A 23,607-nucleotide genomic window follows, 5' to 3' on the forward strand; every position below is an offset into this window, starting at 1 on the left:
AAGCAATGTTTGGATTAGATGCCTTTCATCTCGCCAGGATCCAGTTCGCATTTACTGTTTCCTTCCATATTATCTTTCCAGCCATCACGATCGGCCTGGCCAGTTTTCTGGCCGTGCTGGAGGGAATGTGGCTCAAAACGCGTAATCAAACCTATCGCGATCTCTATCATTTCTGGTCAAAAATATTTGCTGTCAACTTCGGCATGGGCGTGGTGTCCGGGCTGGTGATGGCGTATCAGTTTGGCACCAACTGGAGTGGCTTTTCCCAGTTCGCGGGCAGTATTACCGGCCCCTTGCTGACCTATGAAGTCTTAACGGCGTTCTTCCTGGAAGCCGGTTTTCTGGGCGTCATGTTATTTGGCTGGAACCGCGTCGGTCCGGGCCTGCACTACTTTGCGACCTGCATGGTGGCGCTCGGCACGTTGATTTCGACGTTCTGGATCCTCTCGTCAAACAGCTGGATGCAAACCCCGCAGGGCTACCTTATTCAGAACGGCGTTGTCGTGCCGGAAGACTGGTTTAAAATTGTCTTTAACCCCTCTTTCCCTTATCGCCTGCTGCATATGTCTGTAGCGGCCTTCCTGGCCAGCGCCTTCTTTGTCGGCTCCTCCGCCGCCTGGCATTTACTTAAAGGCAACGACAATCCCGCCATTCGTAAGATGTTTTCGATGGCGCTGTGGATGGCCCTGATTGTCGCACCCGTTCAGGCAATGATTGGGGATGCGCACGGGCTTAATACCCTGGAGCACCAGCCGGCAAAAATTGCGGCGATTGAAGGCCACTGGGAAAATCCGCCGGGTGAGGCAACACCGCTCATTCTGTTTGGGCTGCCGGATATGGAGGAGGAGCGCACCAAATACGCGCTGGAGATTCCTTACCTGGGCAGCCTCATCCTGACGCACAGCCTGGATAAGCAGGTGCCGGCGCTAAAATCCTTCCCGAAGGAAGATCGTCCAAACTCAACCATCATCTTCTGGTCATTCCGCGTGATGGTGGCGCTGGGGCTGCTGATGATTACGCTGGGCGTGGTCAGCTTGTGGTTGCGCTATAAAGGTCGCCTGTATCAGTCACGTCCCTTCCTGTGGTTTGCCTTGCTGATGGGCCCTTCCGGCCTGATTGCCATTTTAGCGGGGTGGTTCACCACCGAGATTGGCCGTCAGCCCTGGGTGGTTTATGGCGTGCAGCGCACTATTGATGCGGTGTCACCGCATGGTGAAATGCACATGAGTATCAGCCTGCTCGCCTTTATCCTGGTTTACTCCTCCGTATTCGGTGTGGGTTATCACTATATGATGCGGTTGATTAAGCAAGGTCCGGTCACGGGCGAAGGCGATATTGTTGAAACGGGTGGTCCCGGCCAGATTAAAACGCCAGCACGTCCGCTCTCTGCTGCCACTCACAAGAATGAGGAGCGTTGAGATGGTTGATTACTCTGTTATCTGGTTCGCGATTATTGTCTTTGCTGTTCTGATGTATATCGTGATGGACGGTTTCGACCTGGGCATTGGCCTGCTGTTTCCCTTTAATAAGGATGCAGGTGAGCGCGACATGATGGTGAATACCGTTGCGCCGGTCTGGGATGGTAATGAAACCTGGCTGGTGCTCGGCGGTGCGGGCCTGTATGGCGCTTTCCCACTGGCCTATGCGGTGATTGCGGATGCGCTTTCCATTCCGCTGACCGCGATGCTGATTGGGCTGATATTTCGCGGCGTGGCATTTGAGTTCCGCTTCAAGGCCGTGGAGCATCACCGGGCGTTCTGGGACAAGTCGTTTATCGCCGGTTCGCTGCTGGCAACCTTCAGCCAGGGGGTTGCGGTGGGTGCCATGCTGGATGGCATTCCGGTATCAGGTCGTAGCTTCGCCGGGTCCACACTGGACTGGCTGGCGCCGTTCCCGCTGTTCTGCGGCGTAGGACTGGTGGTGGCCTATGCACTTCTGGGCTGTACCTGGCTCATTATGAAAACCGAGCATGAGCTGCATCGCAAGATGTCCGCTCTGGCAACGCCGTTGCTTATCGCACTGCTGGTGATTATCGGCGTGATCAGCATCTGGACGCCGTTTACGCATGAGAATATTTCGCACCGCTGGTTCAGCATGCCGAATCTGTTCTGGTTCCTGCCGGTACCAGTCCTGGTCGTGCTGAGTGCCTGGGGGCTGAGAAGGGCGATCAAGCGTGAGGCGCACTATTCGCCTTTCCTTCTCACGTTAGCGCTGATTTTCCTGGGCTTCTCAGGTCTGGGTATCAGTATCTGGCCGAATATTATTCCGCCATCGGTATCGATCTGGCAGGCGGCGTCACCGCCTCAGAGCCAGGCCTTTATGCTGGTGGGTAGCCTGCTGATTATCCCGATGATCCTGGGCTACACCTTCTGGAGCTACTACGTGTTCCGCGGAAAAATCAAAGCAGACGAAGGATACCATTGATATGCAAACCCAGGTCGACAGCAAAGAACGTCAGAATGAAACCCGGTCGCCGTGGTGGAAACGTGTGCTGTGGCTGGTGGTCATCTATGGGGCAAGTGTGCTGGCGCTCGGTGTGGTGGCCACGCTGTTCAGAATGATGATGACCGCCGCCGGTATGCGAAGCCACTGAGGATTTCTTCTCCGTACGTTTCTTAACCGCAGTACGCGCGCTTTACGCCAGGCTGCACTCTGCCTGTCTACTCAGCCAGCCTTCGGGCTGGCTTTTTAAATAGTAACCCAGGCAATTAATGCGCTTTTTGCCTTTCCACCCTCTCGTTTACCCGGTGCTTCATTACAATCCCTAAGGCTTTTTGTTACTCTTTTATGACGAATTTCCCTTCTGTTTTCTGTTCATACATCAATGCTAAGTCAAACCATAAAAAAACAGCATATTAATGATTTAGTCGACTGGATTGAGGCCAATCTCACCAACGACATCAATATCGACCAGATTACCCTCAAGTCTGGCTACTCCAAATGGCATATGCAGCGTCTGTTTAAAGAGATGACCGGGCAAACCCTGGCGGCCTATACCCGAAAACGACGCCTGACTCTCGCCGCCATGGCGCTGCGGCTGACCCGGATGCCGTTGATTGATGTTGCGGTGCGCTTCGGCTTCGAAAATCAGCAGAATTTTAACCGGGTCTTTAAAAACCACTTTATGATGACGCCGGGCGCCTTCCGTCGCCACAGAGTCTTACCTGTGCGCCATTTTCACGGCCGCATTGCGCAGCGCGCACCAGTCAAGCAGGCGGTGCTGGTTATACGTGAAGAAGCCCTTCAGCTACAGGGTGAGACACTGGAGTGGGAGTGCCGCTATGGCGACTATATAAGCGACCGCCATCATCGCGTTGCTGAGCAGGTGCGCCAGGTTGTTCGCGCCCGTCACGGGGCTGCGCAGGGCTGGCTGGGGTTCCAGTACGGGCCGGGAAACGGCTCTGTCGAGCAGCAGCATATTAGCCTGTTTCGTGGCCTGGAAGCACAGCAAACGGCTGATGCACATTCCGCCCTGCCGGTTCGTACCATTGCGCCAGGCCTCTACGCCAGCCTCGCGTGGAGCGGGTCGCCGGACCAGCTCACGCGCTTCATCGCAGACATTTATTATCTGCATTTGCCTAAGCTGGGCGTAGCCTGTCGGCCGGGGATGGATTTACTGTGTCTGGACTTGGCCCGAAGCACGCAGGACAGAATCGAAGGCGTATTTTTCATCCCGGTGACCCAGGGCTGAATGCACATAACGTGCGCCATAATGTGATAAAGCGCACGATTTTATAAGCGGATTAGCTGTGCAGGCGTAAAATTCTTCCTGAAGCTCACAGAGGCGCCATTACCACGGCTTTTATTTCTCAGGGCTGGAATATTCACCTGCTTTCTACGCCTTATCAGGCTAAAACACATGATTAAAATCTCTCAGATATCAGCGATGCTGCTGGCTATCGCGCTGTGTGCGGCCCCAACGTTGGCTGCCGCACAACTGACCGATCCTGCCAATGTGCCCACAGGGTTACATCCTGGATCGCAGGGGACGCATAGCGAGATACTCGGTGACAGCTCCCTGCCGCAAGGCAGTGGACAAAACCCGGCGCGGTAACCACGTTATTACCGCTATCCCCTTAAAAGGCGCCTGAGCGCCTTTTTCGTTTTCTGTGCTTCCTTCCTTTTTGTCCGTGTTTTTTCACAACGTATCGCATTTTTAGTCATTGTTCTTAAGATATATCATGGCTATTCTTAGCGGGTTTATATGAGAATGATTTCTATTTACTTAAGCGGCGCGAAAACAGCTTCTTTGCATGCAGCCGCGTTTACGGAGAGTCCTCGTGCCTACATCTTATTCCCGCCGCTTACCTGAACGCGTGCGTAACGAACTGCGCTTCCGCGCTATCCACGTCGCCGAGAAAACCCGAATTGCCGGGACGTTTTGGCGCATTGTCTTCACGGGCGACGATCTGAAGGGGTTTCATTCTCCCGGTTTTGACGATCACATTAAGGTCTTCTTTCCCCCTGCTGACGGCGCGCCGCTGGCACTGCCGACGATCAACGATGACGGTATTCAGTGGCAAGGCGGATTGCGCCCTGTCGCGCGCGACTATACGCCGCTGGCGTTTGATGGTGCGTCATCGCTGACGCTGGATTTTTATATCCACGACAGCGGTGTTGCCAGCGACTGGGCATCCCAGGCACAGCCGGGTGACAGATTGATCATTGGTGGGCCGCGTGGCTCTCTGCTGGTGCCAACGGATTATGCTTTTCAGCTTTACGTCTGTGACGAAACCGGGTTGCCTGCTTTCAGGCGGCGTAGCAGTAGTGTGGAGGCTCAGGCGCTGCATCTGTTTGCCTGTGCTGATGAGGTGACCGGACAAGCCTACCTGGGCAATACCGGCAATGCCTCTGTTAACTGGCTTGGCAGCGGCAAGATGACGCTGGCGGATTTACCACATTTGACGGCCGCGCTGGACAGGATCGCGATTCCGCAGCACGACGCTTTTATCTGGCTGACCGGAGAAGGGCAGTTCGTAAAACAGCTGTGTGACTATTTCACCACACAGCGCGGGGTTGACGCTGACCTGGTGCGCGCCGTGGCCTACTGGCATCAAAAACCCGCTGCCGTTCGTTAACTGAATTTAAGTGACCTGCCGTTGATTGAATTTCGCCTGATGGCCCACTACCATCAGGCTCTTTCCACTGACTCAGGCAGATAATGAAAATGGATTCGGCACGTTCAGGGCAAGATAACCGCGATGCGCCCTGCAGTGGACGGCGCAAGCGCCGTGAGAAAATGCTTGATGCCAGCGAGATCCGTCTGCTGATGCTGCATTTTATCTCGCAGCGCGCGACACATGGCTATGAGCTGATTAAATGCATTGAAGACCTGTCAAAGGGCGAGTATTCGCCCAGTCCAGGCATCATTTACCCGAATCTGACATGGCTGGAGGAGATGGGGGCTATTCACATCAGTGACCCTCAGGCTGCACGTAAGGCTTACGTGCTCACCGAAACGGGGCAGGCCATGCTAAAGCACGATGCACAGCCGCTGTCAGGTCTCATCGACCGGTTATCGTCTTTGGCAGTGCTGGTCAACAACCGCAGCATTCCTGAAATTGAGCAGGCGATCGATCATTTTAAAACTGCCCTGAACACGCGTCTGGCGCAGCAGGACATTACCGATGAAACCCGGCAAACAATCGTCGCTGCTCTGATGACTGCGGCAGAGGATATCAGCCGCAGTTAATCTGACGTGGACGATCAGCTGTCGTCCGATCGGTTTTTATCGATATGCCCTAGCGAACGCTCCGGAAAACAAATATCCCTTACCCGCTGCTTGAGTGCCTGAGCATCCGGGAATCCGCCATCGCGCTTGCGCTCCCACAGCAGATGTTCATCCAGGGTGATTTCAAATACGCCGCCGGTGCCGGGACGCAACGTCACGCTGGCGAGATCCTGTGCGAAGGTCTGTAACAGTTCCTGTGCCATCCACGCGGAGCGCAGCAGCCAGTTACATTGGGTACAATAGTGAATGACGACCACGGGTTTTTGCATCTTTCCCTCTCTTTATCATTAATTAACGCTCAGGCCAGCAGGGGCCGCAAGCATGCCGGCCGGGCTTTTCGCATGGGTTTTCTGTTTTCTTTATACGTTGCTAACCCGGACGCGAATCCTCACCCGTGGCAGACAGCAGCGCAAACCTTACCGCATCGCTGGCCGAAACGGTACCGGTGTGCCCCTGCGTTTATTCTGATAAAACATCAAATTAGCGGCTCCGGAACCGACAGCGAAGGGGCCGGGGTAAGGCTGTCTGACGTGAGTGGGAAGCCCTAAAAAAACAGATGGCGGTAAGTCAGGAGGCCCTCTGTAAGATGCCTCGGGACGCTCGGGACGCTCGGGATGCTCGGGATGCTCGGGATGCTCAGGATGCTCAGGTAAGCCCATGAGCCAGGCTTGTCAGCAGTAATGCGAGCCTGCGGGCGGGGAAGATAGCCCGCCCGTAGGCTCAGTCTGGATGAGCCGGGCATTGCCAGCAGGTGAAGTTATCGCCCGCTGGCAGCACTTTCCCGGCAGCCAGAAGTGGTAAGGGAAGGGGCGAGCGGGGCAATTCAGGAACTAAGCGAATGACTGATGCGCCCGCCTTCGTCGCCCCTGGCGGAAGGCGAACGTTAAGCGCAGTCAACCACCAGACGGCCCCGAACTTTGCCATCCAGCAGATCCTGTGCGCCCTGGTGCACGTCACGCAATGGAATGACCGTTTTTATCTGGTTCAGTAACGCGTCATCCAGAAGCTGCCCCAGCCGCTGCCAGGCCTGCTGGCGCAGCGGTTTAGGGCACATCACGCTGTCTACGCCAGCCAGTGTCACACCGCGCAGAATGAAGGGCGCGACACTACCGGGCAGATCCAGGCCTTGTGCCATACCACAGGCCGCGACCACGCCGTCACGCTGGGTGCCGGCCAGCACGTTGCTCAGCGTATGGCTACCGACGCTGTCGATGGCGGCGGCCCAGCGCTCTTTCCCGAGGGGTTTACCCGGTTGAGCCAGCTCGTCGCGATCTATCACTTCGGCTGCGCCCAGGGTGGTTTTTAAATAGTCTTCATCGCTGGCTCGCCCGCTGGAGGCGATGACGTTATAGCCCAGTTTTGCCAGCAGAGAGACGCTGAAGCTGCCAACGCCTCCGCTGGCCCCGGTCACCAAAACCGGGCCGCTGGCAGGCGTAATGCCTTGTTTTTCGAGTGCCAGCACGCACAGCATGGCGGTAAAGCCCGCCGTTCCGATGGCCATGGTATTCAACGGAGTTAGCGTTTCAGGCACGGCTACCAGCCAGTCGCCAGGCACGCTGGCTTTCTGAGCCAGCCCGCCCCAGTGTTTTTCCCCGACGCCCCAGCCGGTGAGCAGCGCCGCATCGCCTTGTTTCCAGTCGGGATGGCGACTTGCTGTGACCCGTCCCACAAAGTCAATGCCCGGCACCATTGGAAACTGGCGCACAATCGGCCCTTTATTGCAGATGGCCAGCGCGTCTTTGTAGTTGAGGGTGGAATAGCTGACGTCGAGGGTGACGTCTTCATCGGGTAATTGTGTTTCGGAGAGTTCTTTTAGCTGAGAGCGGTAACCTTGTTCGTCCTTATCAATGACCATTGCCTTAAACATGTATCCTCCGTCAGGCGTAAGAATAATCAGGCAAGTTTACGCCCGATGCGTCGATTAGGGTAGGGCACTGGCCCGACAAGTGCGAGGCTTGCCGCAAACCTGAGGCATTTCAGTGGCGATTTCAGTGGCAATGTAGGAGCGACTGCCAGCGTGCTGAAAAATGCATAATTGCGCATAAATAACAGAAACTTAAGCGGTTATTCATAGGTTTATTTTTATAAGTTTTTGATATTTAATGGTTTTATATTTTTCATTTATTGACCTGATATTTAAAGTTGTCGGGTTGTTCCTGCGGATAAAAAATGACATTATGACGGCCACTTTTTTCTCGCCACCGCCCGATAACAGAGGACGCTGCCATGTCCGGTTCAATGTGCAACTGCACATGTCCCCACTCGCCTGAATTCGCGCGCGATCTGTTCTTCGTCATGTCAGTTACACACACATCGTTCACTATGCGGTGAGGCCAACCGGGCCGCTGCTGTTGGACATGAGTAAGGACTACTCTTTACTGATGTCTATCGGTTTATCGCGTCAGACATTATTCGCCGGGGAAATTTCCCCATTGCCGTGCCTCAGGCACCCACTCCCTGACTGTTAGGGATTTGTGTTATGACACCACTGAAAATTGCTGCCAGCGCTGCTGTTGCGCCTAACCTGACCTTGAATACTGCGCGCGACGTGGTCACGCTGGATAATACTGATTTTACCGATGTGGCGGCTGTTGTCGTCTCGCTGGCTGATACGCGCAGTGGCGTGCTGGCGTTGTTACGCCACACGGGTTTTAATTTACCGGTGTTCGTTGCTAATGCCTTTGAAGAAGAGGTGATGCACCTGCCCGGCGTGACCGGCGAACTGAATGGCGAGCCGCAGGACTGGGTAGCGCTGGAAGCGGCGGCTCAGGCTTATGAAGCCGCGCTGCTGCCCCCGTTTTTTGAAACGCTGACCCGCTATGTTGATATGCAGAACAGTACCTTTGCCTGTCCGGGCCATCAGGGCGGCGCATTTTTCAAAAAGCACCCAGCGGGTAAGCAATTTTTTGATTTCTATGGCGAGAACGTTTTTCGTTCGGACATGTGTAACGCTGACGTCAAGCTGGGCGACCTGCTGATTCATGAGGGGTCGGCTAAGCATGCGCAAAAGTTTGCCGCCAAAGTGTTTAACGCGGATAAAACCTACTTTGTGTTAAATGGCACGTCAAGCGCGAACAAAGTGGTCACCAATGCGCTGCTGACGCGCGGTGATTTAGTGCTGTTTGACCGCAATAATCACAAGTCCAACCATCATGGTGCGCTGATTCAGGCGGGCGCGACGCCGGTTTACCTTGAAGCGGCCCGTAATCCGTTTGGCTTCATCGGCGGCATTGATGCGCACTGTTTCGATGATGGCTACCTGCGCGAACAGATCAAGAAAGTGGCACCTGAAAGGGCTAACGAGGCGCGTCCCTTCCGGCTGGCGATTATCCAGTTGGGCACCTACGACGGCACGGTATACAACGCGCGGCAGGTGGTGGATCGCATTGGGCATCTGTGTGACTACATTCTGTTTGACTCGGCCTGGCTGGGCTATGAGCAGTTTATTCCGCTGATGGAAGGCTGTTCTCCACTGACGCTGGAGTTGAACGAAAACGATCCCGGCATTTTTGTTACCCAGTCAGTGCACAAGCAGCTGGCGGGCTTTTCGCAGACCTCCCAGATCCACAAGAAAGATAACCATATTCGTGGGCAAAAGCGTTTCTGCCCGCATAAGCGCCTGAATAACGCGTTCATGCTGCACGCTTCAACCAGCCCGTTCTATCCGCTGTTTGCCGCGCTGGATATTAACGCCAAAATGCATCAGGGCGAGGCGGGGCGCCGCATGTGGGATGAGTGCGTGATGCTGGGGATCGAGGCACGTAAAGCGATCTTTGATCGTTGTGACATGATCCTGCCTTTCGTGCCGGAAAGGGTAAACGGCCAGCGCTGGCAGGATGCACCAACGGAAGCGATCGCTCGCGATCTGCAGTATTTCAGCTTTGAACCCAACGCTAAATGGCACGGTTTCGCCGGATACGATCGCGATCAGTACCGTGTCGATCCCTGCAAGCTGTTGCTGACCACGCCAGGCATTGACGCAGCCAGCGGTGAATATGCTGAGTTTGGCATCCCGGCGACCATTCTGGCGAATTACCTGCGTGAAAACGGCATCGTGCCGGAAAAATGCGATCTCAATTCTATTCTGTTCCTGCTGACTCCAGCCGAAAGTCCGGAAAAAATGGCGATGTTGGTGGCTATGCTGGCGCAGTTCGAGCAGCATGTAAAAGACGATACGCTGCTGGCCGAAGTGTTGCCAACGCTGTACCGCAAAAACGCTAAACGCTATTCGGGTTATACCTTGCGCCGTCTGTGTCAGGAGATGCACGACCTGTACGTAAGCTATAACGTAAAAGACCTGCAGCGCATGATGTTCCGCGAGCAGGGGCTGCCGCAGGTTAAGGTGAACCCACAGGATGCGCATCAGGCTTACATTCGTGGCGAAGTCGAACTGGTACCTATTGCAACGGCAGAAGGTCGCATCGCGGCGGAAGGCGCTCTGCCTTATCCACCGGGCGTCCTTTGTGTGGTTCCGGGCGAAACATGGGGCGGGGCGGTACAGCGCTATTTTCTGGCGCTGGAAGCGGGCATCAATCAACTGCCCGGTTTTTCGCCGGAGCTGCAAGGGGTTTACACCGAGGAAGGCGCTGACGGACGTAAGTATCTGGTGGCGAATATGATGGTGGGTTGAAGGGGCTGTCGCCTGGATAGCTCATAGAGCTTAACTGTTAGCGCTGAGAAGGTATCGGTTTGTGCCTGCGGTTGGGCGTTTCGCGAGGCTTTCAGTTAATGACTCCGAGAAAGTTTCGCTCGCCAGGCGGCAGGGAGTTTCAGTTTGCCCCTGCGGGCGACCGACAAGGGGCCGCCAGTCGCCGCGGCCCCTTGACCCCGGGCTCCCGTCCTGCCCACCCGCCGCTGCGCGGTCCCTTCGCTGCTTCAGGATTTCTGCCGGACCGCCAGGACGCGCCATCCCTGGCGCGGCCCGGCTCTCGCCGACGTCCTGTCGGCTCATCCGGAAATCCCTCATCCGCTCAGCGGTCGGGAAGGCCGCCCAAAACCCCCGCTTCGATAGCTGTGTTAAAGCCACTTCCTGCATCGCTTTATAAAATAGGGAATGATTTATATAATTGATATTTAATGATTTTTAATTTTAAGCCTTTAAACATAAATCACAGGCGATACAGTCTTTACAAGAAAATTAAAGATCATACAGACGAGGGTTTGCAGGAGGCATCCGGAGCGCTGAGGAAAGAATGGAGGCCAGGGCGGAGCGGCATGGATGCCGCGCAGAGGACGGCTGCGCCAGGGAAGGCGCATCCGGCCGGCCCGTCAGGCCGCAGTGAGTGACGAAGGAACAGCGACGGCTGCCGGGCGCCGGGATTGTTAAGGGGCTGGCGTAAGCCCCTTAACACGTCCGCCTGCACGGGCAGGCTGAAACTGCCCATCGCCTGGCGGGCGGAACCCTCTCAGAGCCAGAGGACAGAACCCCATCGCCTGGCGGGCGGAACCCTCTCAGAGCCAGAGGGCAGAACCCCAGCGCCTGGCGGGCGGAACCCTCTCAGAGCCAGAGGGCAGAACCCCAGCGCCTTGCGCGCAAAAACCTCTCTGCACCAGCAATCCCCCGCCAGGGGAAACCCTTCGCCATCAATATCGATGGTAGCTCCGCTGCGCCGAGCTCACCTTATACAAATAACGCCGCGATTCCGCAGACGGATGCTGTTTAGACAGCGTCTGATAAACCTGACTGGGTGACATGCCGTTAATGATAGTGACCGCACGATCCTTATCGCTGGAGAACACGCGCAGCACGCTGCCTGCACCGCCGTTATAGGCGGTAATGACCGCGTAGCGACGCGACAGCGGATCCTGAATGCCTGCCAGATAGCTGCGCTGCAGCAATGACAGGTAAGCCGTACCGGCATCAATGTTGTTCTCGGGATCCAGCAGGTAGCTGCGGCTTGGTTTGCCCCATTTACCCTTCATACGGAATACATCGACGCCCGCGGTATGCTGTACCACCTGCATTAAACCCAGTGCGTCAGAATGGCTGACGGCGTAGGGGTTAAAACTGGATTCGGTCTGCATAATCGCGAGGATCAGAGACGCATCAACACCATATTGCTCAGCAGCCTTGCGCACCATCGGCAGATATTTATGCGCACGCTTATCAAGATGGTTCGGCACCATCGGGATGGTGACCGAGTAGATTACATGCAGACCAGAATTGCGACGCTGCAATTTATTCGCAATCAAATAGTCCGCAAACGCCTGAGCGCGGCCCTGCCAGCGGATAGCTTGTCCGGTGTTGTCCAGCACCTGTCCGTAAAGCAGCGGTTCTTTACTGATTTGGATATCGTTGACATCAGAATAAAGATCTACATTGCCCGGATCGTCGCCGATCAGCAAGGTGGTCACGATCGCCTGACGCAGGCTGGCAGCGGGATCGGTACCGGAAATGGTCTCAATCGTGATGTTACCGCTTTCAAAGTTGATATGGCTGCGGGTGTAATAGTTGTCGGTGTATTTGACGTAGTCTTTCGGTCCGGCAATCAGAACCTCATTGATACCCCAGATGTTCTCAATGTTATGGGCGAACTGCCCCATCAGGATGTCAAATCCGTTGGTGTCCTTCACCCACTCTTCTGAATAGGTCGGGTTCTTTTTGCCGGAACAGGAAACTAAAAGGGGTGCAATCACCAGCAGGGCTATCAGCTTTTTATTCATCTAAAATACGTGCCTGACCTGGAAAACGGCCCCAGTACTGAGGCCAAAAAAAGTTATGCTTCGGGTGGCGTATAGCCTTCAATGTGAACGTCTTTGCCTTCGAACAGGAAGTTAATCATTTCCTTTTCCAGCACTTTGCGATCTTCGGGGTTCATCATGTTGAGTTTTTTCTCGTTGATCAGCATCGTCTGCTTAGCCATCCATTGCTGCCAGGCTTCTTTCGAGATTTCATTGTAAATGCGTTTTCCCAGATCGCCAGGGTAGAGTTGGAAATCTTGCCCTTCAGCATCACGTTGTAAAAAAGTACAAAAAATAGTGCGGCTCATTATTCTTCCTCGTTAATCTCACAGCTGCCTAAGGGCAACTGCTGGGGATGGCGCAGTTCGTGCAAAAGACGCTCTACAGGTGCGGCTAATCCCACAGGCGGCGGCAGCGTTAAGTTATACCAGAGACCGCCAGCTTCATCCATTAATGCCCCGGCAGAAGGCCATGACAGCCACATTGGGACAATATCCAGATGGAAATGGCTAAAGGTATGACGAAATGCCGTAAGCTGCTGGGGTTTGGCGTGAATGCCGCGCGCATGCAGCCAGTCGGTCATCGCCTCTTCAGTGGTGAATTGCGGGAAGCAGAATAAACCGCCCCACAGGCCCACCGGCGGACGCTGCTCCAGCCAGACCTTGTCGCCATGTTGCATCATCAAAAACCAACCGCTGCGTTCCGGCAACGTCTGCTTCGGCTTTTTACCCGGATAGCTGGCCCAGCTGTTGTTAGCCCTTGCTTCGCATCCGCTGTTGAGCGGGCAGATGTCGCATTTTGGTCTGGATCGCGTGCACACCATGGCACCCAGATCCATCATCGCCTGGTTAAACTGGCTGACGCCTTGAGCAGGCGTGACCTCTTCGCTGATTTGCCAGAGCCGCTTTTCCACATCCTTCTTACCCGGCCAGCCGCCTACCGCGTAGCAACGCGCTAAAACCCGTTTAACGTTGCCATCGAGAATAGGGAAATGCAGACCCAGCGACAGAGATAAAATCGCGCCAGCGGTGGATCGGCCAACGCCGGGTAAAGCGGCGACCTCATCATAGTGGCGGGGAAATTCACCGCCATGAAGGTCCACCACCTGTTTTGCCGCTTTATGCAGGTTGCGCGCACGGGCGTAATAGCCCAGACCGGTCCAGAGATGCAGCACCTCATCCAGGGGCGCGGCGGCCAGATCGCTGACGTCAGGAAACCGCGCCATGAAGCGCTCAAAATAGGGGATAACCGTGGCAACCTGAGTTTGCTGCAACATGACTTCGGACAGCCACACCTTGTAGGGTGTTTTTTCCAGCTGCCACGGCAGGGTTTTGCGGCCAAAGCGCTGATACCAGTTCAGCACCTGTTGCGCGAACTGCGGGGCTTGCATCATAAAAAGGATATTTCCGTGATTACGCGATATTCGGGCAGGAATTCCAGCATAAGCGCCAGTGAGAGTAAACCGGAAGATTGAAAAGGCCTGTTTCATACCGGCCTGTCTGTCCCGTGCGGCAGCGTCGTGCTGGGCCTGACAATATCAGGAGCCGCCGGGAGACAGTAGCAGGCCAGACGATGTGAATCCGGCCCGCGACATCTTTCACAGAAGCCCGCAAAGGGCTTTTACTGGTCAGACGTTGATCTTGTCTTGCATCCTGAGCGGGAGGGTTTCTGGCTCCTGCGGTTTACGGTATTTATCGAGCAGATGGATCTGGATTTTCCGCAGCATATCGCCGTTCAGCTTATAGAAGCGGAAATAGAGCAGTAGCGTCAGCATAAAAAAAACAGCCGGCAGCGCAATCATAATAAATTGCATGCCTGCAAGGGTTTCCTGCGACTGTACGATATTGGGCATATAGCCAATCATGCCCAGCACCACGGCGATAAAGAAAGCGGCAAAGGCGGAGCCGCCTTTCACCACCATCGTCTGCACTGAATAGGCGATGCTCTCGCAGCGCACGTGCAGCTTGTATTCGCCGTAATCAACGGTGTCCGCCACCATAATGACCTGGAGCACCCAGAAAAGCGCGGTACCGGTGTTTAACAGGATGCCGGCCACCACAATCAGCAGCGTTGAGTGATAGCCTGCCAGTGCCATAGCGAACAGCACGCCACAGCTCAGTATCGGCAGCGCGGACGCGCCCGCCCACAGAATGCGGCGCGACAGGATGTTTACCAGTTTCGGGAACAGGATTAACGTGACGAGGTTTGCCGCGCCTGCATAAGAGAGGTAGTAGGGAAACAGCCCGGCATCGCCGATGACGTAGGTGAAATAGTAAATGGCAAAGCCGGTAATGATGTTAGCCGCGATGTTGTAAGCCAGCGCCATTCCCAGCAGGCAGGAAAGCTGATCGTTACGGTAAATGAGGGCAACAATGGCTTTTAGCCCCAGGCGGTCACTGCCTGAGGTTTCGTCGCGGGTGGACGAATAGACTTCATGCACGTTTCGCAGCGTGACTAACATGGAGACGATAAAAAAGGCGATTAACACCAGGGTAAACATCTGGAAGCCTAAGCCACGATTGTCGCCGCCAACATAACTGACAAAGGGCAGGGCCAGGCCTGCGGTAACAAACCCGGCAAGGCTGGCGAAAAAGCGTGGCCAGGGAACCAGCTGTTCACGTTCGCGCTTGTCCAGCGTGATGGTAGGCACCAGCGACCAGAACGGAATATCCATAATGGTGTAGGTCATGCCCCACAAGATATACGTCACACAGACATAAATAACCTGCGTGGTGCCTTCAAACAGATGGGCGCTAAACAACAGGAACAGCACCAGCGAGTTTGCCAGCGTGCCTGCAAAAATCCAGGGTTTGAATTTCCCCCAGCGCGATCGCGTGGCATTTACGATCCAGCCCATGATCGGATCGTTTATTGCGTCCCAGATCCTGGCCACTAAAAACAGCGTACCGACGAGGCCAACCGACAAACCTACCACGTCGGTGTAGTAATACATCAGGTACATATAAACAATGCCAATAGCAAAATCTTTCCCAAATGCGCCGAATCCATAGCTGAGTTTTGTCGTTATTGAAATGCTCATCGGGTACCGGGACGCTGTTGCCAGCGCCCGCCTTCTGTTAAGGAATAGAGCCGCAGCCGGACAGCACGCCCGGAGACACAGGCATTATTTGTGCAGCCAGGCGGGCAGCCAGTCCCCGTGTTCGGCGATCAGCTCATCCACCAGCGCATAAATCTCCTCGATGCCCAGCACCGCCGCCGTATGGGGATCCAGCATGGCCGCGTGGTAAACCCGCTCAGGGTTTTCGGTCAGGATGGCTTCCGTCAGCAGCGTCTGCACGTTGATATTGGTTTGCATCATGGCTGCCAGATGTGAGGGCAGGGTTCCCACCTTCGTAGGCTGAATCCCGTTGGCGTCCACCAGGCAGGCGACCTCAACACAGCATCCCTGCGGCAGGTTGTCGATCAATGCATCGTTACGCACGTTGCCGTAAATCACGGCCGGTTCACCTGTCCAGATGGCATTCATAATGGCGCTGGCATATTCGCGCGAGGGTTTGCTTTCAATACGCTCAGCGCGCTTGTAATGTTCAAGCTCGGTACGCCAGTTATCCAGCTGCTCGACGCAGCGTTTGGGATACTCATCCAGCGGGATCTGGTAGCGCGCAATAAGATCCTCTCGTCCCGGCTTGATAAACCAGGGCGTATATTCTGCAAAATGTTCTGAAGACTCGGTAACGAAATAGCCCAGTTTTTTGAACATCTCATAGCGCACAATGTTGGGACAGCGCGTATTGCCATGCATGTTGGGTTTCGGTACCTGCCCGGCGTCAAAAGCGGCAAGCAGTTCCGGGTAGAGATTCACGTAAGCCCCGTCTGCAGTTTTTCGCTCCAGCTCCAGGTAAAAGGCCATGTGGTTGATGCCGGCAGAGCGGTAACGTAAATCGGCCGGGTTAAGATTGAGATCGTAAGCCAGCTCTTCCGTCGTTCCCTGAACGGAATGGCACAGGCCAACCTGTTTGATATGCGGATAACGCGCGTACATCGCCCAGGTGTTCATCGCCATGGGGTTAACGTAATTAAGCATGGTGGCATCAGGACATACCGCCGTCATGTCTTCACAAATCTGCCAGAGGTGCGGGATGGTGCGCAGCGCGCGCATGATGCCGCCCGGGCCAAGCGTGTCGGCGATGGTCTGCTCAAGACCGTAACGCTTACACACCGCAAAATCAGTGAGGGTACAGGGTTCATAGCCGCCTATCTGAAACGCGACCACAACAAAGTCGGCATCCGCTAATGCCGCTTTCTGGTCGGTGTGGCAGGTGATTCTTCCGGCCGCACCAGCCGAACTCATCAGCTTACTGACCACGGTAAAGGACTCTTCAAGCCGGGTCGCATCAATATCCATCAACGCGATATGGGCGGATTTCAGCGCATCGCGGTGAAAGACATCGCCAAGGATATTTTTGACGAAAATAGTGGAACCCGCGCCAATAAAGGTAATTTTGGGTGCAGACATCAGGACGCTCCATTGCAAGGTTGGATAACGCCAGAATGTCACGCCATTCATCGAGAAACTTCCGCCTTACGGAACGAGCATTCCCACAAACTCAGATCTGATGCTGGCGGCGAGCAGATCTGAGTTTTCGGGACAAATTTGCACGGAAAGAAGAGTATCTGGTGTGCTAACAGGCGAAAACGCCATGCTGACCGCGCATTTCTCGCCTCTGAGACTGGCCTGAGCCGTTCAGATATGGCAGGGTTCTGATAATTCAGGAGAGGGAATGATGATTATGCAGCCTGTCGTACCACTTCCGCCCGACCCGCATATGTGCAGCAGCGATGAAAAGCAGACCCGCAGCCCGCTGTCGCTCTATTCTGAATATCAGCGCATGGATATCGAACTGCGTCCGCCGCTGGCCATGACCACCAGCCACTGGCACGGTCAGGTTGAGGTGAATGTGCCGTTTGACGGTGACGTGGAGTACCTCATTAATAACGAGGTCGTTCAGATCAAGCAGGGTTACATCACCCTGTTTTGGGCCTGTACGCCACATCAACTCACCCGTCCCGGACGCTGCCAGAACATGGCTATTCTGAACCTGCCGATGCATCTGTTTTTGTCCTGGCCGCTCGACAGGGAGTTAATCAATCATGTTACCCACGGCATGGTGATTAAATCTGTGGCGAAGCAGCAGCTCAGCGCGTTTGAAGTGCAGCGCTGGCAGCAGGAGCTGAACAGTCCCGACGAACAGATTCGCCAGCTTGCCGTTGATGAGATTGGTCTGATGCTTAAGCGCTTTAGTCTGTCGGGATGGCAGCCGGTGCTGGTGAACAAAACGTCGCGTACGCACAAGAACAGCGTTTCGCGCCATGCTCAGTTTTATGTCAGCCAGATGCTGGAGTTTATCGCAGATAACTACGATCAGGCTTTAACCATCAATGACGTGGCCGAACACGTTAAACTTAATGCGAATTATGCGATGGGCATTTTTCAGCGCGTGATGCAGCTGACGCTAAAACAGTACATCACGGCCATGCGGATCAATCATGTCAGGGCGCTTCTGAGCGATACCGATATCACCGTTCTGGATGTGGCGCTGACGGCCGGTTTCCGCTCCAGCAGCCGTTTTTACAGTACGTTTGCCAGGTATGTTGGCATGTCTCCTCAGCAGTACCGCAAGCTGAGCCAACAGCGGCGGCAGACAATGTCTTTATAAGTTTCCGATAGCGTTGGCCGTCTTTGCCTGCAGGCTGGCATCATAACAAGGAAATTTTTGCGGTTTACTCTACACTCAGGCAGGAAATTGCGCTTCAGGGCACGCAGGAATAAAGCAGAACGTGGCAAAGGCTTGCTTCTGCTTTTGAACTTTGCATAATGCCCGTTTCCCAGAACAGGCAAACCAGCAGGCTTCAACATGATTAATGATGTCATCACCCCGGAATTTGATGAGAATGGACGCCCGTTGCGTCGGATTCGCAGTTTTGTGCGCCGCCAGGGCCGCTTAACCAAAGGCCAGCAGTTGGCGCTGGATAACTACTGGCCAGAGATGGGTGTTGAATATCAGCCTGATCCCGTAGATTTGCCCGCGCTGTTTGGCCGCGAAGCCCCGGTAACGCTGGAGATCGGCTTTGGCATGGGGGCCTCGCTGGTGACCATGGCGCAAAACACTCCCCACCAAAACTTCCTGGGAATTGAAGTGCACGCGCCAGGCGTAGGTGCCTGCCTGGCCTCGGCGAAAGAAGCCGATGTCAGCAATCTGCGCGTGATGTGCCATGATGCGGTTGAAGTGCTGGAAAAGATGATCCCTGATAACTCACTGCGCATGGTTCAGCTGTTCTTTCCCGACCCGTGGCACAAAGCCCGTCACAATAAACGCCGTATCGTGCAGGTGCCTTTTGCCGAGTTGGTGATGCGTAAGCTCAAGCTGGGTGGCGTATTCCATATGGCAACCGACTGGGAAGCTTATGCAGAACATATGCTTGAGGTCATGAGCAGCATCGCAGGTTATCGTAACCTGTCTGAAGACAGCACCTATGTGCCGCGTCCTGAAACGCGTCCATTGACAAAATTTGAGCAGCGCGGGCAGCGTTTAGGCCATGGCGTATGGGATTTAATGTTTGAGAGGGTGAAATAATGGCCACACAACGCAGCCGCCGTTTACGTAAAAAATTACATATCGATGAATTCCAGGAACTGGGCTTTTCCGTGGCCTGGCGTTTTCCTGAAGGCACGTCTGAAAGTGACATCGATGAAACCCTGAACCAGTTCATCAACGAAGCGATCGATCCTAATGGTCTGGCTTACGATGGCAGCGGTTATCTGGCGTGGGAAGGGCTGATTTGCCTGCAGCAAACCGGTAAATGCACCGATGAGCATCGTGAACTCGTGCGCAAGTGGCTGGAAGACCGCAAGCTGCAGGATGTGAAAGTTACCGAACTCTTTGACGTCTGGTGGGACTAAGTTACCAGCAGTGTCGCTTTCACACCCAGACAGGGAGATTGTATGATTCGTAACGCGCTGGTCGCCGGCCTTTTACTGGCGGCAACGCAGGCCCAGGCTGCCTGGGAGTGCAGTGTCAAACCGCAGGATGATGTTGTGATTACGCCACAAAGCGTGCAGGTGGTGGGCGCAAATGGCAATCTGCAGATATCGACGCTGGGGGATGTGCAGTTCAACGGTCAGAAGATGGCCCTGAACGCCGCTAACCGTCAGAAGGCGATTGATTATCAAAATGCCTTACGCCGCGATCTTCCCTGGATCGATAACGGAGCAACATCCCGTCTGGAGAAAGGGCGTGCCGCGCTGGATAACATCATTACTCAGCAGGTTGGCGAATCCAGCCGGTTACATAGCCGACTGGCTACGCTGAATACGCAGTTAAAAACCCAGATGAACCGTATTATTGAGCATCGCAGCGATGGTTTAACCTTCCATCATCAGGCGATCGATCAGGTGCGTGCCGATGGTCAACAGCTGGTTAATCAGGCGATGGGCGGTATTCTGCAGGACAGCATCAATGAGATGGGCAGCAAGGCGATGTCCAACGGTGGCGGTAGCGGTTTGCAGGGCTTGATGGGCAATCTTGGCGGCCTGCAAAACGCCATTCAGAGCGAGTGGAACAATCAGGAAGCCGATTTCCAGCAGTTTGGCAAAGCGGTTTGTAACCGGGTGATTACGCTTGAGAATGACCGTAAAGCCCTGGTCGGTTCGCTGAAATAGTGCTTTTCAGACGGCCTGCGCCGCCTGGTCGTCTGCCTTTCATCCTGAACGTCACGCCGCCACGGCTGGCGTTTTTCTGCTTTAGCACGTTGTTGAAAAAAGGGGCTGGAGTCAGCCCCTGATGCCTGTCAATCGTTATTGGCCTCTTTGACGACCGTTTTGCTACGGGCGACATAGTTATAGATAACCAGCAGGGCAAAAATTCCAGTGATCACCATGGTAATGGTCCCTTTATCAAGGAATCTGGCCATATTCCCCAACAGAATCCCCGTGACGCCGAAATCGGTGTCTGAGAAGGTGGTATTCGTCAGGCCGATGGCGCCCAGGACAGGCAATAAGGCGACCGGGAGGAAGGTAATCAGAATACCGTGGGCAAAGGCACCTAACATGGCCCCGCGTTTCCCGCCGGTAGCATTACCAAAAACGCCTGCGGTTGCGCCGCAGAAAAAGTGCGGTACCACGCCAGGCAGAATTAATATCCAGTGCAGCTGCCCCAGAATAAACAGCCCGACCAGGCCGCCGATAAAGCTGGAAATAAAACCGACCAGAACGGCGTTAGGCGCATAGGGGAATACAATAGGGCAGTCGAGTGCCGGACGCGCGCTTGGCACCAACTTCTCTGAAAACCCGGTAAACGCCGGCACAATTTCGGCCAGAATCAAACGCACGCCCTGGAGGATAATAAAAACACCGGCAGCGAAGGTAATGGCCTGCACAAAGGAGTACACCAGATAGTTTTGCCCGTGGCTGAACTGACTCTCCACGTATTCTCTGCCTGCCGAAATGGACAAAATAAAATAGATGACCATCATCGTCAGGGAAATAGAGATGGTGCTGTCACGCAAAAAACTCAGGTTTTTTGGCATGTTCATCTCTTCGGTGGATTTAGAACCTTTGCCCACCAAAGAACCTATCCAGCCCGACAGGACATAGCCAACCGTACCGGTGTGCGCCAGCGCGACCTGATCGTGCCCAATGATTTTACGCATGTAGGGCTGCGCCAGTGCCGGGAAAAAGGCCATTAACATGCCCAGCGTCAGTGAGCCGGTATAGATAAGCTGCACGCCCTCGAAACCCGCCACCGAAAGAATAATCGCGATCATGCAGGCCATATAAAAAGTGACATGACCAGAGAGGTAGATATATTTCAGACGCGTAAAGCGGGCGACGGTAATATTGGCCACCATGCCGAAGGCCATAATCAGCGTCGTGGGCGCACCATACTTCGCCAGGGCGATAGAAACCATCGCCTCGTTATTGGGAATAATGCCCTGGACGTTGAACGCGTGTTTGAAAATATCCCCCAGCGGCGTCAGCGATCCCACTAACACCGTGGCACCGCCTGCCAGTACTAAAAAACCCAGGATGGTTTTTACCGTACCCTTTATCACATCCGGCAGCGGTTTACGTTGCGCTATCAGACCGAACATGGCGACCAGCCCGACCAGAATAGAGGGGACTTTCAGCACGTCGACAACTACCAGTAAAAGGTTTTGTATAAACATAATAACCTCAGCGGTAAGTGTTCTTTTTTAAGTGGGTGACAGGGTTATTTATTGAAGTAGTCGCGAATTTTCTGCTCAACTTCCTTCAGGTCGATAATGTTATTGATAATGATGACTTTTTCCGGTGGCAGGTTAGCGCTGTAGGCGATGTCTTTTGCCATCACGAACACATCTGCCACGTCTGGCGTGACCGAACCGAGATCGGCGTGTTCAACGTCTGCCGTCATATCCATCGCTTTAAGCACTTTTTTGATGTTCATTTCCATCATGAAGCTGCTTCCCAGGCCTGAACCACAAACTGCCATAATTTTCATAAAAACCTCTTTTAATTTTAACGAGTTAACGGGATATGCTGTCTGCTAACAACAGGGCACAGAGTGCGTGTTGGCTTTGTGCCTGATAAACGCGTTCCATCACCTCGTCATCGGTAAGCACCTCAGCCAGCTGGGAGATCATCTCAATGTGGCTGTTGCTGTCAGGGGCGGAGAACATAAAAAGGATATCGACAGGATCATTCTCTCCTGCATCAAAGGTGACCGGGTTAGCCAGCTTGACTAAGGATAATCCCAACTTTTTGGCACCCTGCTCAGGGCGGGCATGCGGCATGGCAATGCGCGGCGCAATAACGAAGTAGGGACCGGTTTCCTGTTTGAGGCGGATGATGGTGTCAATGTAATCCTGTGAAATCGCCCCCTCATTAAGAAGAGGATCGCCCGCGACCTGAATCGCGGCTTTCCAGTCGGATACGCGCTCAATATATTGAATTTTTTCAGCATTCAGCCATTGGGTCAGATTCGGCATACAATGTCCTGGATAAAAGGTTAGGCAAAAAAGTCAGCCAGCTGGCTTCCAGAATTCATCAAGCTGTACAGTCATCTTTCTCTGTTTATCCCTGCGGCTTTGCCTTTTTTATTTCATCTGACAAAACCACTCACGGCAGAGGGATAAACGAATATGACGTTAACTTACTCTAAAACAAGATATTAATTTAAGTCTCACTCGTCAGTTCTGACAAATTGCTGTTGCAAAAACCGGCTTGTACGTATAGACATGTTTAAGCTGTCTAGTCATCTTGATGATGCACCTCGACCTGTACAGATACAATATGCAAGAATCATTTCTGGCGGGGCGCGTGGGGTTTGAGTGCAAAATCGTTAGCTGGATCACATCTGGATCTTTGCTCACGGGCACGTCGTGACGAAAACCGGGCCTGCAGGGTTTGCTGTAGGGCACCGCAGGCACGGGCACACTATTCGGGAATATGCTGATGTTCGATGGCATTACAGAGAAGCAAAAAGAGGTAGTCGACTATATCCTGACAAAGATCATGCAGGATGGACTGCTGCCGGGCGATAAGCTGGACACGGAAATCGCGATTGCTAAGAACATTGGTATTACCCGGGCGACGGTGCGGGAAGCCACCCGCATTCTTATTGAGCAACAGCGTATTTATCGGGTGAAAGGCTCCGGGCTGTTCGTGGGGTCCATCGGCAAGAGTAATCACTCAGGCCGGTTTCATGCGCTTTCCCCGTTTGATTATCAGGCACACAAAAAAGGGCATAAAGCGGTCAGAAAGGTGCTGACTGCCAGCATCATTAAAGTGCCCGGGCCGGATATGGCGCAGGCTTTACGCATCAAGAACAGTGACCAGATTTACAAAATTGTTCGTCTGATGTGTTTTGATGACATCCCCGTTGCGCTGGAATATATCCACCTGCCTGTCAGCCTGTTTAGCAGCATGGAGTTTGGACGACTGGAGATCTCAAAATATTCGTACATTGAACAGATCACCGGCAAGAAAATTCAGCGTCGCGATCAGCAACTGAATGCCATCAATGTTACCGATGGTGAGCAGCTCAGACTATTGAATTTTAATGCGAATGAGGCGGCGCTGGAGATCAACGAAACCGTCTATCTGGATGATGGCATGCCCTGTGAGGTCAACATCGCCATTATTAATACGAAGCTGTTACAACTGAGACAGAATACCGAACGCGGTTGATGTTCGC

At 54.0% G+C, this 23,607-nt stretch carries 23 protein-coding genes; 13 read left to right on the forward strand and 10 right to left on the reverse strand.

The window, feature by feature from the left end; translation table 11 throughout:
- Positions 1-5: 5 nt before the first annotated feature.
- From ACPXSQ_RS13320 to ACPXSQ_RS13350, 7 genes are all read left to right on the forward strand, one after another.
- Positions 6-1,418, forward strand: a complete 1,413-nt coding sequence (locus ACPXSQ_RS13320) for a cytochrome ubiquinol oxidase subunit I (protein WP_014594530.1) — start codon at positions 6-8, stop codon at positions 1,416-1,418.
- A gap of 1 nt (position 1,419) precedes the next feature.
- Positions 1,420-2,424, forward strand: a complete 1,005-nt coding sequence (gene cydB / locus ACPXSQ_RS13325) for a cytochrome d ubiquinol oxidase subunit II (RefSeq protein WP_014605101.1) — start codon at positions 1,420-1,422, stop codon at positions 2,422-2,424.
- Between the two features lies 1 nt (position 2,425).
- Positions 2,426-2,593 (forward strand): DUF2474 domain-containing protein, encoded by a 168-nt coding sequence (locus ACPXSQ_RS13330; RefSeq protein WP_013027115.1) that lies wholly within the window; start codon positions 2,426-2,428, stop codon positions 2,591-2,593.
- Between the two features lie 231 nt (positions 2,594-2,824).
- Complete coding sequence (locus ACPXSQ_RS13335; RefSeq protein WP_013027114.1) at positions 2,825-3,691, forward strand: helix-turn-helix domain-containing protein; 867 nt, start codon at positions 2,825-2,827, stop codon at positions 3,689-3,691.
- A 168-nt stretch (positions 3,692-3,859) separates the two neighbouring features.
- Positions 3,860-4,054 carry a hypothetical protein gene (locus ACPXSQ_RS13340; RefSeq protein WP_015699569.1) on the forward strand — a complete coding sequence of 65 codons (195 nt, stop codon included), beginning with the start codon at positions 3,860-3,862 and terminating at the stop codon, positions 4,052-4,054.
- Between the two features lie 199 nt (positions 4,055-4,253).
- Positions 4,254-5,078, forward strand: a complete 825-nt coding sequence (locus ACPXSQ_RS13345; RefSeq protein WP_426144031.1) for a siderophore-interacting protein — start codon at positions 4,254-4,256, stop codon at positions 5,076-5,078.
- Between the two features lie 83 nt (positions 5,079-5,161).
- Positions 5,162-5,692 (forward strand): PadR family transcriptional regulator, encoded by a 531-nt coding sequence (locus ACPXSQ_RS13350; RefSeq protein ID WP_013027112.1) that lies wholly within the window; start codon positions 5,162-5,164, stop codon positions 5,690-5,692.
- A gap of 14 nt (positions 5,693-5,706) precedes the next feature.
- On the opposite strand, the gene ACPXSQ_RS13355 is transcribed toward ACPXSQ_RS13350, so the two are convergent.
- Both ACPXSQ_RS13355 and ACPXSQ_RS13360 read right to left on the reverse strand, forming a co-directional pair.
- The gene (locus tag ACPXSQ_RS13355) at positions 5,707-6,000 is read right to left on the reverse strand and encodes a SelT/SelW/SelH family protein (protein WP_013027111.1); all 294 of its coding nucleotides are present in this window, start codon (positions 5,998-6,000) and stop codon (positions 5,707-5,709) included.
- A gap of 614 nt (positions 6,001-6,614) precedes the next feature.
- On the reverse strand, positions 6,615-7,598 hold the full coding sequence (locus ACPXSQ_RS13360; protein ID WP_426144034.1) for an MDR family oxidoreductase: 984 nt from the start codon (positions 7,596-7,598) through the stop codon (positions 6,615-6,617).
- Between the two features lie 612 nt (positions 7,599-8,210).
- On the opposite strand from ACPXSQ_RS13360, the gene ACPXSQ_RS13365 reads away from it, so the two are divergent.
- The gene (locus ACPXSQ_RS13365; protein ID WP_022623135.1) at positions 8,211-10,361 is read left to right on the forward strand and encodes an ornithine decarboxylase; all 2,151 of its coding nucleotides are present in this window, start codon (positions 8,211-8,213) and stop codon (positions 10,359-10,361) included.
- Positions 10,362-11,314: 953 nt separating this feature from the next.
- Here ACPXSQ_RS13365 and mltC read toward each other — a convergent pair.
- The 5 genes from mltC to ACPXSQ_RS13390 form a co-directional block, all read right to left on the reverse strand.
- The gene (mltC, locus tag ACPXSQ_RS13370; protein ID WP_013027108.1) at positions 11,315-12,394 is read right to left on the reverse strand and encodes a membrane-bound lytic murein transglycosylase MltC; all 1,080 of its coding nucleotides are present in this window, start codon (positions 12,392-12,394) and stop codon (positions 11,315-11,317) included.
- 53 nt (positions 12,395-12,447) lie between these two features.
- Positions 12,448-12,720: an oxidative damage protection protein gene (locus ACPXSQ_RS13375; RefSeq protein ID WP_013027107.1), complete on the reverse strand. Its 273-nt coding sequence runs from the start codon at positions 12,718-12,720 to the stop codon at positions 12,448-12,450.
- A complete protein-coding gene (gene mutY, locus ACPXSQ_RS13380) occupies positions 12,720-13,805 on the reverse strand; it encodes an A/G-specific adenine glycosylase (RefSeq protein WP_426144037.1) in 1,086 nt (361 codons plus the stop codon). Before mutY ends, ACPXSQ_RS13375 begins: the two co-directional genes overlap by 1 nt.
- A gap of 234 nt (positions 13,806-14,039) precedes the next feature.
- Entirely contained in the window at positions 14,040-15,452 is a 1,413-nt protein-coding gene (gene melB, locus ACPXSQ_RS13385; protein ID WP_072137168.1) for a melibiose:sodium transporter MelB, read from the reverse strand.
- An 84-nt stretch (positions 15,453-15,536) separates the two neighbouring features.
- The gene (locus ACPXSQ_RS13390; RefSeq protein WP_426144116.1) at positions 15,537-16,892 is read right to left on the reverse strand and encodes an alpha-glucosidase/alpha-galactosidase; all 1,356 of its coding nucleotides are present in this window, start codon (positions 16,890-16,892) and stop codon (positions 15,537-15,539) included.
- Positions 16,893-17,157: 265 nt separating this feature from the next.
- Here ACPXSQ_RS13390 and melR point away from each other — a divergent pair, with 265 nt between their 5' ends.
- The 4 genes from melR to ACPXSQ_RS13410 all read left to right on the forward strand — a co-directional run bounded on the left by melR (position 17,158) and on the right by ACPXSQ_RS13410 (position 20,093).
- On the forward strand, positions 17,158-18,090 hold the full coding sequence (gene melR, locus ACPXSQ_RS13395) for a transcriptional regulator MelR (protein WP_029569116.1): 933 nt from the start codon (positions 17,158-17,160) through the stop codon (positions 18,088-18,090).
- A gap of 198 nt (positions 18,091-18,288) precedes the next feature.
- Positions 18,289-19,008, forward strand: a complete 720-nt coding sequence (gene trmB, locus ACPXSQ_RS13400; RefSeq protein WP_013027102.1) for a tRNA (guanosine(46)-N7)-methyltransferase TrmB — start codon at positions 18,289-18,291, stop codon at positions 19,006-19,008.
- The gene (locus ACPXSQ_RS13405) at positions 19,008-19,334 is read left to right on the forward strand and encodes a YggL family protein (protein ID WP_013027101.1); all 327 of its coding nucleotides are present in this window, start codon (positions 19,008-19,010) and stop codon (positions 19,332-19,334) included. Before trmB ends, ACPXSQ_RS13405 begins: the two co-directional genes overlap by 1 nt.
- 42 nt (positions 19,335-19,376) lie before the next feature.
- On the forward strand, positions 19,377-20,093 hold the full coding sequence (locus ACPXSQ_RS13410; protein WP_014605108.1) for a DUF2884 domain-containing protein: 717 nt from the start codon (positions 19,377-19,379) through the stop codon (positions 20,091-20,093).
- 128 nt (positions 20,094-20,221) lie between these two features.
- Here the strand turns inward: ACPXSQ_RS13410 and ACPXSQ_RS13415 are convergent, their stop codons facing one another.
- The 3 genes from ACPXSQ_RS13415 to ACPXSQ_RS13425 are packed head-to-tail and all read right to left on the reverse strand — an operon-like array spanning position 20,222 to position 22,399.
- Positions 20,222-21,598 carry a PTS ascorbate transporter subunit IIC gene (locus ACPXSQ_RS13415; protein WP_013027099.1) on the reverse strand — a complete coding sequence of 459 codons (1,377 nt, stop codon included), beginning with the start codon at positions 21,596-21,598 and terminating at the stop codon, positions 20,222-20,224.
- A 44-nt stretch (positions 21,599-21,642) separates the two neighbouring features.
- Positions 21,643-21,912, reverse strand: a complete 270-nt coding sequence (locus ACPXSQ_RS13420; protein ID WP_013027097.1) for a PTS sugar transporter subunit IIB — start codon at positions 21,910-21,912, stop codon at positions 21,643-21,645.
- A 25-nt stretch (positions 21,913-21,937) separates the two neighbouring features.
- Entirely contained in the window at positions 21,938-22,399 is a 462-nt protein-coding gene (locus ACPXSQ_RS13425) for a PTS sugar transporter subunit IIA (protein WP_110286721.1), read from the reverse strand.
- A 466-nt stretch (positions 22,400-22,865) separates the two neighbouring features.
- On the opposite strand from ACPXSQ_RS13425, the gene ACPXSQ_RS13430 reads away from it, so the two are divergent.
- Entirely contained in the window at positions 22,866-23,600 is a 735-nt protein-coding gene (locus ACPXSQ_RS13430; protein WP_015699576.1) for a GntR family transcriptional regulator, read from the forward strand.
- The last annotated feature ends 7 nt before the right edge of the window (positions 23,601-23,607 follow it).

The organism is Pantoea sp. EEL5 (genome assembly GCF_049892805.1).
In the GTDB taxonomy this organism is placed as follows: Bacteria; Pseudomonadota; Gammaproteobacteria; order Enterobacterales; family Enterobacteriaceae; genus Pantoea; species Pantoea ananatis.

Excerpts from the sequence above, each read along its gene's own strand:
- ACPXSQ_RS13320 (WP_014594530.1), top strand. The coding sequence starts at position 6 with ATGTTTGGATTAGATGCCTTTCATCTCGCCAGGATCCAGTTCGCATTT.
- cydB (WP_014605101.1), top strand. The coding sequence starts at position 1,420 with ATGGTTGATTACTCTGTTATCTGGTTCGCGATTATTGTCTTTGCTGTT.
- ACPXSQ_RS13330 (WP_013027115.1), top strand. The coding sequence starts at position 2,426 with ATGCAAACCCAGGTCGACAGCAAAGAACGTCAGAATGAAACCCGGTCG.
- ACPXSQ_RS13335 (WP_013027114.1), top strand. The coding sequence starts at position 2,825 with ATGCTAAGTCAAACCATAAAAAAACAGCATATTAATGATTTAGTCGAC.
- ACPXSQ_RS13340 (WP_015699569.1), top strand. The coding sequence starts at position 3,860 with ATGATTAAAATCTCTCAGATATCAGCGATGCTGCTGGCTATCGCGCTG.
- ACPXSQ_RS13345 (WP_426144031.1), top strand. The coding sequence starts at position 4,254 with ATGCAGCCGCGTTTACGGAGAGTCCTCGTGCCTACATCTTATTCCCGC.
- ACPXSQ_RS13350 (WP_013027112.1), top strand. The coding sequence starts at position 5,162 with ATGAAAATGGATTCGGCACGTTCAGGGCAAGATAACCGCGATGCGCCC.
- ACPXSQ_RS13355 (WP_013027111.1), bottom strand. The coding sequence starts at position 6,000 with ATGCAAAAACCCGTGGTCGTCATTCACTATTGTACCCAATGTAACTGG.
- ACPXSQ_RS13360 (WP_426144034.1), bottom strand. The coding sequence starts at position 7,598 with ATGTTTAAGGCAATGGTCATTGATAAGGACGAACAAGGTTACCGCTCT.
- ACPXSQ_RS13365 (WP_022623135.1), top strand. The coding sequence starts at position 8,211 with ATGACACCACTGAAAATTGCTGCCAGCGCTGCTGTTGCGCCTAACCTG.
- mltC (WP_013027108.1), bottom strand. The coding sequence starts at position 12,394 with ATGAATAAAAAGCTGATAGCCCTGCTGGTGATTGCACCCCTTTTAGTT.
- ACPXSQ_RS13375 (WP_013027107.1), bottom strand. The coding sequence starts at position 12,720 with ATGAGCCGCACTATTTTTTGTACTTTTTTACAACGTGATGCTGAAGGG.
- mutY (WP_426144037.1), bottom strand. The coding sequence starts at position 13,805 with ATGATGCAAGCCCCGCAGTTCGCGCAACAGGTGCTGAACTGGTATCAG.
- melB (WP_072137168.1), bottom strand. The coding sequence starts at position 15,452 with ATGAGCATTTCAATAACGACAAAACTCAGCTATGGATTCGGCGCATTT.
- melR (WP_029569116.1), top strand. The coding sequence starts at position 17,158 with ATGATTATGCAGCCTGTCGTACCACTTCCGCCCGACCCGCATATGTGC.
- trmB (WP_013027102.1), top strand. The coding sequence starts at position 18,289 with ATGATTAATGATGTCATCACCCCGGAATTTGATGAGAATGGACGCCCG.
- ACPXSQ_RS13405 (WP_013027101.1), top strand. The coding sequence starts at position 19,008 with ATGGCCACACAACGCAGCCGCCGTTTACGTAAAAAATTACATATCGAT.
- ACPXSQ_RS13410 (WP_014605108.1), top strand. The coding sequence starts at position 19,377 with ATGATTCGTAACGCGCTGGTCGCCGGCCTTTTACTGGCGGCAACGCAG.
- ACPXSQ_RS13415 (WP_013027099.1), bottom strand. The coding sequence starts at position 21,598 with ATGTTTATACAAAACCTTTTACTGGTAGTTGTCGACGTGCTGAAAGTC.
- ACPXSQ_RS13420 (WP_013027097.1), bottom strand. The coding sequence starts at position 21,912 with ATGAAAATTATGGCAGTTTGTGGTTCAGGCCTGGGAAGCAGCTTCATG.
- ACPXSQ_RS13425 (WP_110286721.1), bottom strand. The coding sequence starts at position 22,399 with ATGCCGAATCTGACCCAATGGCTGAATGCTGAAAAAATTCAATATATT.
- ACPXSQ_RS13430 (WP_015699576.1), top strand. The coding sequence starts at position 22,866 with ATGTTCGATGGCATTACAGAGAAGCAAAAAGAGGTAGTCGACTATATC.